This is a genomic window from Novosphingobium sp. 550D, assembly GCF_057401885.1.
Window position 1 is genome coordinate 1,110,257 of the sequence record NZ_CM171613.1, and the last position, 11,474, is coordinate 1,121,730.

The following is an 11,474-nucleotide window of genomic DNA, read 5'->3' on the forward strand; positions in this document are numbered from 1 at the left end:
TCTAACGAAAGGGGATTTATGACCATCACAGAACTGCAAAAAGCCATTGGCGTTCACCCGGATGGCCTGTGGGGCAACCTCTCTCGCAAAGCCCTGCTCCACACTTTCACCAGCAGCAATACGGCAGCGTTGAGTGCCGATCAGGCCAGCCTGATCGCCAAACGCTTGGGAGTCAGCGCCAAGCAATTGTCCGCCGTCGCCAAGGTCGAGGCCGCCGGCAGCGGCTTTGACAAAGACAGGCGCCCTAAAATCCTGTTTGAACGCCACAAATTCCACAAATACACCGGCGGCAAATATTCGATCAGCAGCTTCAGCAACCCGCAGTCGGGCGGCTACAATGAAAACAGCTGGGAAAAAATGCTGGATGCTTTGGTGACCGGACAGGTCGATGCGGCCTTCATGGCCTGCTCATGGGGCAAATTTCAGGTGCTGGGCGAGTATTGGGACGATTTTCACTTCGCCTCCCCCTTCGAAATGGCGCTATCAACCGTCGCATCAGAGGCCGGGCATTACCAATTGCTGGCCTATTACGTCGAAGCCAACAATTTGCAGGACGAGATGGCGGCGCTGTCCACCAATGCGGAAACCTGCCGCGCCTTTGCCAGAGCCTATAACGGCCCCAAGTACGAGCAGTTCGACTATCACAACAAACTGGCTGCAGCGATGAAGCAGGCGGCGGGTTCTTAAAGCCTATGCCAGATGGCCACGGCAATGTCGAAAAATGTCATACCCGCGATGGGCGCCACGAAAAGCAGCAAGAGATTAAGCCCGACAAGTGAAATGACCATTTTCTCCCTCGGACGGCTCAGTTGCGGTTTTTCGCGCCGTGGGGCCGGGCTCCAAGGTTCGTGAGGCGGCCAGGGATCGCTTGTGTCGAGGAACATGGGCATCGACTCCGGTGAGTTTTGCCCATTCTACGCCAACATCCCGGCCAGCCAAGCGACAGGCAAAAGAAAAAGCGCTGACAGGTCGGCCCCGTCAGCGCTTAATTCTTGCACTAATCGCGCTTGATCAGCGCGGCAGTTCGGTGACGCCCATCAGCGCTTCGTCCACCGCGCGGGCGGCCTGACGGCCCTCACGGATGGCCCACACGACCAAGGACTGACCACGGCGCATGTCGCCGCAGGCAAAGATCTTGTCGTCGCTGGTGCGATAGGTGTTGGTGTCGGCCTTCACATTGCCGCGCGCGTCCAGCGTCACGCCGGCCTGATCGAGCAGACCCTGCTTGCGCGGGCCGACAAAGCCCATGGCCAGCAGGATGAGGTCGGCCTTGAGCGTGAATTCGCTGCCCGGCACTTCGACCATCTTGCCGCCTTCCCATTCGACGCGGACGCATTCGAGGCCGGTGACGACCCCGTTTTCGCCCACGCAGCGCTTGGTCAGCACGGCAAATTCACGGGCCACACCTTCTTCATGGCTGCTCGACGTACGCAGCTTGAGCGGCCAGTTGGGCCAGCTCATCGCCTTGTTTTCCTTCACCGGCGGTTCGGGCATGATTTCCAGCTGCGTCACCGACAGCGCGCCCTGACGGTTGGACGTGCCAACACAGTCGCTGCCCGTATCGCCGCCGCCGATCACCACGACATGCTTGCCCGTGGCGGTCAGGCTGCCACGCGGCGCGGCGCGGATTTCATCGTCGCCCGCAACGCGCTTGTTCTGCTGCGTCAGGAATTCCATCGCAAAGCGCACGCCGGGCAGTTCATAACCCGGAATGTTGAGCGGACGCGGATCTTCCGCACCGCCTGCCAGCACGATGGCGTCAAAGTTTTCCTTCAGCGATTCCACCGAAACATGCACGCCCACCTCGACCGAGGTGCGGAATGCCACGCCTTCGGCTTCCATCTGCACCATGCGGCGGTTGATGAGGTGCTTTTCCATCTTGAAGTCGGGGATGCCGTAACGCAGCAGCCCGCCGATGCGGTCGTTCTTTTCAAACACCGTCACCGAATGACCGGCACGCGCCAACTGCTGGGCCGCGGCCATACCGGCCGGGCCCGAACCCACCACGGCCACCGACTTGCCGGTCTTCTTGGCGGGCACCTGCGCGGTGATCCAGCCATTGTCCCAGCCCTTGTCGACGATCGCACATTCGATCGACTTGATCGTCACCGGCTGGTCAATGATGTTCAGCGTACAGGCCGCTTCGCACGGAGCGGGGCAGATGCGCCCCGTAAATTCCGGGAAGTTGTTGGTCGAATGCAGCACTTCGAGCGCATTCTGCCAGTCGCCCTCATAGACCAGATGGTTCCAGTCCGGGATGATGTTGTTCACCGGACAGCCGTTGTGACAATAGGGAATGCCGCAATTCATGCAGCGCGAGGCCTGGCTTTTCAGCGCAGGCTCGGCGTGCGGGATCACGAATTCCTTGTAATGCTTCACGCGCTCCTTCGGGTCCGCATAGGTGCGGTCCTGACGGTCAAGCTCGAGAAAGCCGGTTTCCTTGCCCATGTGTAATTCCTTCCTTCTCGAACTTATTCTGCGGCCACGGTTTCGGCGGCCAGACGCTCCGCTTCAAAGCTGCGCAGCGCCTTCGCATAATCACGCGGCATGACCTTGACGAACTTGGCCAGCGCGTTGTCCCAATCTTCCAGCAGATCGGCAGCGCGCTTGCTGCCGCTGTGGAGCTTGTGACGTTCGAGCAGAATGCGCAGACGTTCGGCATCGTGACGCAGCATGTCGCCCATGCCCAGATCCTGAACCGAGACGGTACGCTGCTGCGGACGGCCTGCGCCGTCCTCTTCATCACGCGCCGCGCTGATCGGCAGAATGTCGACCTGTGCCGGGTTGACCAGATCGGCAAAGTTGCCAGCCTCGTCATAGACATAGGCCACGCCGCCCGACATGCCGGCCGCAAAGTTGCGCCCGGTCTTGCCCAGAACGACCACCACGCCGCCGGTCATATATTCGCAGCCATGATCGCCGGTGCCTTCGACAACGGCGATTGCGCCCGAATTGCGCACCGCGAAACGTTCACCCGCAACACCGGCAAAGAAGGCTTCACCGCTGATCGCGCCATACAGCACCGTGTTGCCCACGATGATGTTTTCGGTCGGCTCGCGCTTCACGAAATCGGGCTGCTTGACGATCACGCGACCGCCAGACAGACCCTTGCCCACATAGTCATTGCCGTCGCCCGTCAGCTCCAGCGTCACGCCATGCGCGAGGAAGGCACCAAACGACTGACCCGCCGTGCCGGTCAGAGCGATATGGATCGTGTTGTCGGGCAGGCCCGCATGACCATAACGCTTCGCCACCTCGCCCGAGAGCATCGCGCCGACCGTGCGGTTGACGTTGATGACCTTGCGCTCGATCCGCACAGCCTTGCCCTCGATCAGAGCGTCGCTGGCCGCAACGATCAGATCATTGTCCAGCGCGCCGCCCAGACCGTGGTCCTGCGTCTCGCTCCAGTTCAGGCTGGGCGAGATGCCATCGGGAACCTTGTGCAGCAGGCGCGAGAGGTCGATGCCTTCGGCCTTCCAGTGCGCGATGGCGCGCTTGGGTTCCAGACGGTCCACGCGGCCGACCATTTCGGCGATGGTCTTGAAGCCCATCTCCGCCATGATGGCGCGCAGTTCTTCGGCCACAAAGAAGAAGTAGTTGATGACATGCTCAGGCTGACCCGTGAAGCGGGCGCGCAGAACGGGGTCCTGCGTTGCCACGCCAACGGGGCAGGTGTTGAGGTGGCACTTGCGCATCATGATGCAGCCCGCAGCGATCAGCGGCGCGGTTGCGAAACCGAACTCGTCAGCGCCCAGCAGCGCGGCCACCGCCACGTCGCGGCCGGTGCGCAGACCGCCGTCGGCCTGAACACAGATGCGCGAACGCAGGTTGTTGAGCATCAGCGTCTGCTGGGTTTCGGCCAGACCGATTTCCCACGGCGAACCGGCATGCGTCAGCGAGGTCAGCGGCGAAGCGCCGGTCCCGCCTTCATAGCCCGAGATCGTGACATGGTCTGCACGCGCTTTGGAAACGCCCGCGGCCACGGTGCCTACGCCCACTTCGGATACCAGCTTGACCGAGATGCGCGCGCCGGTGTTCACGTTTTTCAGGTCGTGAATAAGCTGCGCCAAGTCTTCGATCGAATAGATGTCATGGTGCGGCGGCGGCGAGATCAGGCCCACACCCGGGGTCGAGTGACGGGTCTTGCCGATGGTCTTGTCGACCTTGTCGCCGGGCAGCTGGCCGCCTTCGCCGGGCTTGGCGCCCTGGGCCATCTTGATCTGGATGTCATCGGCATTGACCAGATATTCGCTGGTCACGCCGAAACGGCCCGATGCCACCTGCTTGATCGAGGAACGCAGCGAGTCGCCATTGGGCAGCGGCTTGAAACGAACCGGATCCTCGCCGCCTTCACCCGTGTTCGACTTGCCGCCGATACGGTTCATGGCGATGGCCAGCGTGGTGTGCGCTTCCCAGCTGATCGAGCCATAGCTCATCGCGCCGGTGGCGAAACGCTTGACGATTTCGCTCGCCGGTTCAACCTCGCTGATGTCCAGCGGCTTGTCGGCCTTGCGGAAGTCCAGCAGGCCACGGATCGTCAGGTTGCGCTGCGACTGATCGTTGATGGTCTCGGCAAATTCCTTGTACTTTTCAGGAACATTGCCGCGAACCGCATGCTGCAGGCTGGCGATATTGGCCGGCGTCCACGCGTGTTCTTCGCCGCGGATACGATAGCCATAGATGCCGCCCACATCGAGCATGTTCTTGTAGATCGGGTTGTCGCCATAGGCCGCCGCGTGGCGACGTACGGTTTCTTCCGCGATCTCCTTGAGACCAGCGCCCTCGATGGTTGTGGCCGTGCCGGTGAAATAGGCGTTGATGAAGCTGCTCGACAGGCCGATGGCGTCAAAGATCTGCGCGCCGCAATAGGACTGATAGGTCGAGATGCCCATCTTGGACATGACCTTCAGGATGCCTTTGCCCACCGCCTTGATGTAGTTCTTCTTCACCGCCTTGGCGTCGAGCGGGATCTCCTTCTTCACGCGGATATCTTCCAGCGTTTCAAAGGCCACATAGGGGTTGATCGCTTCGGCGCCGAAACCGGCCAGAACGCAGAAGTGATGCACTTCGCGCGCTTCGCCCGTTTCCACCACAAGGCCCGCCTGCATACGCAGACCCTGACGCACCAGATGGTGATGGATCGCGGCCGTCGCCAGCAGAGCGGGCATCGGGATGCGATCCGGGCCCTGCGCACGGTCGGACAGGATCAGGATGTTGTGATCGGCCAGCACCGCTTCGGTCGCGGCCCAGCACATTTCCTTGATCGCCTGTTCCAGACCTTCGGCGCCTGCCTTGGCGTCCCAGGTGGTGTCGACCGTGGCAGTGCGGAACGCGCCGTCAAGCGCGGCTTCAACGCTGCGGATCTTGGCCACGTCTTCGTTGGTCAGGATCGGCTGGTCGATTTCGAGACGCTTATGCGTGCCCGCTTCCTTGCCCAGCAGGTTGGGGCGCGGACCGATCATCGACACCAGCGACATGACCAGTTCTTCGCGGATCGGGTCGATCGGCGGGTTGGTCACCTGCGCAAAGTTCTGCTTGAAGTAATCGTAGAGCAGACGCGACTTGCGCGAGAGCACGGCAATCGGCGTATCGGTGCCCATCGATCCGATCGGGTCATCGCCATTGCGGCCCATCGGTTCGAGGAACTTGGAAATGTCTTCCTGTGTATAGCCAAAGGCCTGCTGACGATCGAGCAGCGTGGTGGTTTCCACCGGCAGCTGGGCCAGTTCGGGCTCGACAACATCAAGATCCTTGATGTTGTACTGGGCCGATTCCAGCCATTCTTCATAAGGCTCGGCATTGGCGAGGCTGGCCTTGATTTCCTCGTCCTCAATGATGCGGCCCTGTTCAAAGTCGATCAGCAGCATGCGGCCCGGCTGCAGGCGCCACTTGCGCACGATCTTCTCTTCCGGAATCGGCAGAACGCCGCTTTCCGAAGCCATCACCACGATGTCATCGTCGGTCACAAGGAAGCGGGCCGGGCGCAGACCGTTGCGGTCCAGCGTCGCGCCGATCTGGCGGCCATCGGTAAAGGCCACGGCGGCCGGACCGTCCCACGGCTCCATCAGCGCGGCGTGATATTCATAGAACGCGCGGCGCTTGGCATCCATCAGCGGGTTGCCCGCCCATGCTTCGGGGATGAGCATCATCATCGCATGGACCAGCGGATAGCCACCCGCCACCAGCAGTTCGAGCGCATTGTCGAGGCTGGCCGTGTCGGACTGACCATGCGGAATGATCGGCCACATCTTGTCGAGGTCGGGACCAAGCAGTTCCGACTGCATCGAGCGGCGGCGCGCGTTGATCCAGTTCACATTGCCGCGAACCGTGTTGATTTCGCCGTTATGCGCGATGAAGCGGAACGGATGCGCCAGCTTCCAGCTGGGGAAGGTGTTGGTCGAAAAGCGCTGGTGAACCAGACCCAGCGCCGAAACGCAGAGCGGGTTCGACAGGTCCGGATAGAAGCTGCCGACCTGCGTGGCCAGCAGCAGACCCTTGTACACGATGGTACGGGTCGAGATGCTGGGCATATACAGTTCGGTCAGGCCCGGCAGACCATGCTTTTCGGCCAGAGCGGCCAGCGGGTTCTGCGTCTGCTTGCGGATGGCCAGCAGCTTGCGTTCAAAGGCGTTCTGGTCGGCGCAATGTTCACCGCGTCCGATGATGCACTGGCGAATCACCGGCATCGATTCCATCACGGCCTTGCCCAGACCATCGGTGTTCACCGGCACATCGCGCCAGCCGATCAGGGTCTGACCTTCCTTGGCGATGAACTTTTCAAAGAATTCAACCACGAAATTGCGGCTGGCTTCATCGCGCGGCAGGAAGCACATGGCCACCGCATAATCGCCGGGCTGGGGCAGGGTCAGACCCGCGCCCTTGGCCCAGTCACGCAGCAGCGCATCGGGGATCTGGATCAGGATGCCCGCACCGTCGCCCAACAGAGGGTCGGCGCCCACCGCGCCGCGGTGGTCGATGTTTTTCAGAATTTCCAGTGCCTGCGTAATAATGGCATGGCTTTTTTCGCCTTTGATATGCGCGACAAAACCCACACCGCACGCATCGTGCTCGTTACGCGAATCATAGAGGCCCTGGGGCTCTGGAAATCCCATCGATTGTCTATCCCACATTTCGCGCCCTCTGCCGTCTCTATGGCAGGGCGCAACCTGAACCCGTGTCTTTGGAACGCGAATCCCCCGCCCGCGCGAACGCGGGAGGAATACGCAACTTGCCCCATGACGTCAGAACGCAGCTTTTGCAACCGGCAATGGCCCAATTTGGCGTATTTGGCGCGTTTCAGGCGAAAGGATTTGCCGTTTGCGCGCCTTTTGTCAGTGTATTGATGCGTTGAGAGGGGTTTTGCGGCAACTATTTAACGTCGCGCAGCGAGGCCAGAGCCGCGCGCAGCGCATCACCCGTGCCATCAGGTGCCGGGGCCAGAGCGGGTTCGGGCGCCACGGATTTGGGGTTGCTCTGCGGTGCGCTTTGATGCCGATGCAGAGCTTGGGCCAGCCTTTCGAGCAATTCGACATGGCTGAGCGATTCGAGCGAAGCCGTCGCGACATGTTCCGCAACGCTTGGCCCATCCAGCGTGATCGAAGGGAAACCGGCCACCGACTTGGGCGTCGGGGCGGGTTGTTCGATGACGGGTTCGATTTTGGTCTGGGCCACAATTTCGGGCACAATTTCGGGCACCGGTTCGATGACCGTTTCCGGCACAAAGCTGGATGACGGGACGACCGGTGCGGCCGGGGCCGGGTCGATCTGGAAAAAGCGGAAGGGCTGGCTGATCGGTTCGGCGTTGGCCGATTGGGCCGGGGTTAGTTCCGCCAGCACCGATTCGGTCAGCACGGGGCGCTGCGCCACCACCTCAACGGGGGCCTGAACCACCACCGGCTGCGGCTTCCAATCCCAAGAGGGTTCTTCGGCCGGCGGGGGCGGGGCGGGCACATCGTGCAAAACCTGCCACGTTTCGGCCACCGGCGGGGGCGGCGAATAGCTGGGCGCGGTGCTTTGCTGATTGACCTGCGGGGCCGGTTCATAGGCGGGCTTTTCAACCGGGTGGTTGTCAAAGCCATGCTCGCCCAATTCGGCATGGGCCTGAATCGGCTGGCGAGCGGGAAAATCGGGATGGGCGTCGGCGCTGCGGCGGCGCAGGGGATTGGCTTCGCGCTGGGCTTCCTGCCACGCCTTTTGCGCATAGGTTTCGCGCGGGGCCAGTTTGCGCACCGCAACCCAGCCCAGCAGCGCGCCCAGCAGGCCAAAGGCCACCGCCAGCATCAACCGCGCCGTGGTGCCCAGCGGGGGCGTCGCCATCGGCAGGATCAGGTCCAGCTGTAAGGACAGAACGATGCGTTCAAGCAGTTCTCCGCGCACGGCCAGCGTCGAAAGCGCGAAAGTGGCCGCCAGCCACACCGGAACAACCGTGCCAAACAACGGATGTTGGGTGATGGCCTGCCAGCCTTGCCCTGCAGAAGGTGAATGCTTCGTTGCCAAGGTCCCGCCCTTACGTCCTGCTCGCTCGGTTTTCTGCGCTTTTCCGGGCGAATCGGTGTGTCATGCCGCTTCGCTACTCCGAAGAATTACATTAACGGGTGCCAGCATTTGGTAAACATTGAGATAACGCTTGGCATTGGTGGCCCAATCATGTGCGCTTTCGACATGATCGCGCCCCGCCGCCAGACGTTGGCCCCAGTTTGATCTATCCGAGAGCAATTCGGCAAGAGCCTTTGCACAGGCATCGGGATTATCCGGGGTAAACAAGGTGCCCGTGACCCCATCGGTCATCAATTCGCGGTGGCCGCCCACGTCGCTGGCCGCCACCAATTTACCCTGCGCCATGGCTTCCAAGGGCTTTAACGGCGTGACCAGATCGGTCAGGCGGCTCTTTTTGCGCGGATAGGCCATGATGTCGCAAAGCGCATAGTAACGCTCGACCTGGGAATGGGGCACGCGGCCCATAAAGCGAATCGCATGGGCTGCGCTCGACCCCGCCGCCCGTTCCCGCAGCGCCGATTCCATCGGTCCGCCGCCCACCAGCAGCAATCGCGCATCGGGATGCACCGCGATCAGGCCGGGCATGGCGTCGATCAGATCGTCGATGCCTTCGTAATCGTAAAAGCTGCCGATAAAGCCGATGACCGGGCCGTCACCCAGCCCCAATTCCTCGGCCAGCGCCGGTTCGCGCTGGGTCGGGTTGCCGAACAGGGCCAGATCGACGCCATTGGGCATGATGGTGATTCGCGCCGGATCATTGCCCCGCGCGATCAGGTCATCCTTCAAACCCTGACAGATGGTGACGACCGCATCCGCACCGCTCACTACGTGGTTTTCCAGGGTGCGGGTCAACATATACTTGATGTCGCCCTGTCGCCCGGTGCCATTGCCGACGGCGGCATCTTCCCAAAAGGCGCGGATTTCATAGACCAGCGGAATGCCCAGTTTTCGCGCGACGCGCAGCCCCGCCATCCCGCACAGCGCGGGCGAATGGGCGTGCAGCACATCGGGGCGCCACTGGCGGCACACATCCTCGATCGATTTGGCAAAGGCGCCGATTTCGCGCCATTCGCGCAGGCCCGCCGGCCCTTTCGCCTCGCCGCGGGTGCGGTAAAAGGTCAGGCCCTCGGCTTCTTCGCAATCCGGCCCATCGGCATAGTGGCGCAACCCCGTCACCCCGCGAACCTCCAGCCCCAGACCTTCCTGCGCCTTCAGAATCGCGCGGGTGCGGAACGTATAGCCACTGTGCAGCGGCAACGAGTGGTCGAGCAGGTGGAGGATGCGTGTCATGGCGGATTTCCTAGGCGATAAAGGCTTAACGTCCCGTCAACCGCTGCTTGCTATTGCCTGTTGCGTGGCTGGTCCTTTGCCGATTCCCGATCCTGTTTCGGGGTGGGTGATCGGATGGCAAAGAGGGCACCTCTTCGATGATTGACTATTTCGCGATCGCCTTGACCCATGGCCTGCTGGCGCTGGCCTGTCTGCGCCTGTTGACGCGCAACGATCTGGACCGCGACCCCGCGCCCGAAGAGGAAGTGCCATTGGAGGCCGAGGCCGAAAAGAAGGCCAAATGGAGGGGCCGCCGTGCTTGATCTATTCCTGACCGGATTTGTGGGCCTGATCTTGTTGATGGGTTTGCGGCGTCCCTTTGTCTGGGTGCTGGCCTATCTCTATGTCGACATCGTCGCGCCACAGAAGATCTCCTATGCGCTGCTGACCAATGTTCAGCTTTCGCTGGTGGTGTTCATGCTGGCGGTGGTCGGCTGGCTGTTCTTTGACAACAAACAGGGCGCACGGGTCAGCGGCCGTCAGGTGCTGATGGTGATGCTGCTGGTCTATTGCTATTTTTCCACCCAGTCGGCCGATTTCCCGGTCGAGGCGGCGGATAAATGGTCGTGGGTGTGGAAATCGCTGGTCTGGGCCATTTTCCTGCCGCTGGCGCTGCGCACGCAATTGCGTATCGAGGCCGCGGCTCTGGTGATGGTGCTGTCGGCGGGCGCGCTGATTATCGATGGCGGGCTCAAGACGATGGCGGGCGGGGGCGGCTATGGCGCGCTCAAACTGTTCATCAATGACAATAACGGCCTATACGAAGGTTCGACCATTTCCTGCGTTGCCATTGCCATCATTCCGCTGGTGCTGTGGCTGGCCAAGGACGGGACGATCTTTCCCGCCAACAGCAAGACACGCATCTTTGCCTATGCGCTGATCTTTGCCGCCTTGCTGATCCCCATCGGGACCGAGGCGCGCACGGGTCTGGTCTGCGCCGGGCTCTTGGCGGTGCTGATGATGCGGGCGGTCAAGTATCGATGGCTCTATGCCGGGGCTTTGGCACTGGCTGCGCTGTTGGTTCAGCCCTTGCTGCCCAACAGTTTTTCCAACCGCATGGGCACGATTGAAAACAACAAATCCGACCAGTCGGCCGCCACCCGCCTTGCGGTGTGGAAATGGACGCTGGGCTATGTGGCCGAACATCCCTTTGGCGGCGGGTTTGACGCGTTCCGCGGCAACAAGCTGGAAATCGTGACCAGCAATGACGATGGTTTCGGCAGCAATTCGACCAAGATCATCGATGAAGGCCGCGCCTATCACTCGGCCTATTTCGAAATGCTGGGCGAACAGGGCTGGCCCGGTCTGGCCATGTGGCTGACCTTGCAGATCAGCGGGCTGATCCAGCTTGAAGGCGTGCGTCGCCGTTTGCGCAAGAGCGAAGCGCCCTCCGACCGGCGCTATGCCGATCTGGCGCTGGCGTTACAGCAGGGGCACTTTGTCTATCTGTTGGGCGCGGGCTTTGTCGGCATTGCTTTCCAGCCGTTTGTTTACATGCTGATCGCGCTGCAAATCGCGTTGGTGCAACAGGTGCGGCGCAAGACGACGCCCGTGACCGTGGCCCAGCGCAAGATGCAGGTTCCCGGCAACAAGGCGCCCATGGCCACCGGAAAACCGGCCGGCGCCAACTGATCGCACAGCCCGGGGGG

The 11,474-nt window shown here is 61.7% G+C and carries 7 protein-coding genes; 3 read left to right on the forward strand and 4 right to left on the reverse strand.

Translation table 11 applies throughout. From position 1 onward, the window contains the following. Positions 1–18: 18 nt before the first annotated feature. Positions 19–687, forward strand: a complete 669-nt coding sequence (locus AC2S2E_RS05395) for an N-acetylmuramidase domain-containing protein (protein ID WP_486524005.1) — start codon at positions 19–21, stop codon at positions 685–687. 324 nt (positions 688–1,011) lie between these two features. Here the strand turns inward: AC2S2E_RS05395 and AC2S2E_RS05400 are convergent, their stop codons facing one another. The 4 genes from AC2S2E_RS05400 to AC2S2E_RS05415 all read right to left on the reverse strand — a co-directional run bounded on the left by AC2S2E_RS05400 (position 1,012) and on the right by AC2S2E_RS05415 (position 9,786). Continuing rightward, the gene (locus tag AC2S2E_RS05400) at positions 1,012–2,448 is read right to left on the reverse strand and encodes a glutamate synthase subunit beta (RefSeq protein ID WP_476105833.1); all 1,437 of its coding nucleotides are present in this window, start codon (positions 2,446–2,448) and stop codon (positions 1,012–1,014) included. 23 nt (positions 2,449–2,471) lie between these two features. Continuing rightward, positions 2,472–7,112, reverse strand: a complete 4,641-nt coding sequence (gltB, locus tag AC2S2E_RS05405) for a glutamate synthase large subunit (RefSeq protein ID WP_486524006.1) — start codon at positions 7,110–7,112, stop codon at positions 2,472–2,474. A gap of 256 nt (positions 7,113–7,368) precedes the next feature. After that, the gene (locus AC2S2E_RS05410; protein ID WP_486524007.1) at positions 7,369–8,496 is read right to left on the reverse strand and encodes a hypothetical protein; all 1,128 of its coding nucleotides are present in this window, start codon (positions 8,494–8,496) and stop codon (positions 7,369–7,371) included. Positions 8,497–8,556: 60 nt separating this feature from the next. Next, positions 8,557–9,786 carry a TIGR04063 family PEP-CTERM/XrtA system glycosyltransferase gene (locus AC2S2E_RS05415; protein WP_486524008.1) on the reverse strand — a complete coding sequence of 410 codons (1,230 nt, stop codon included), beginning with the start codon at positions 9,784–9,786 and terminating at the stop codon, positions 8,557–8,559. A 137-nt stretch (positions 9,787–9,923) separates the two neighbouring features. On the opposite strand from AC2S2E_RS05415, the gene AC2S2E_RS05420 reads away from it, so the two are divergent. After that, the gene (locus tag AC2S2E_RS05420) at positions 9,924–10,088 is read left to right on the forward strand and encodes a hypothetical protein (RefSeq protein WP_486524009.1); all 165 of its coding nucleotides are present in this window, start codon (positions 9,924–9,926) and stop codon (positions 10,086–10,088) included. After that, positions 10,081–11,457 (forward strand): DUF5935 domain-containing protein, encoded by a 1,377-nt coding sequence (locus AC2S2E_RS05425; RefSeq protein WP_486524010.1) that lies wholly within the window; start codon positions 10,081–10,083, stop codon positions 11,455–11,457. The genes AC2S2E_RS05420 and AC2S2E_RS05425 overlap by 8 nt, the downstream gene beginning before the upstream one ends. Positions 11,458–11,474 lie beyond the last annotated feature (17 nt).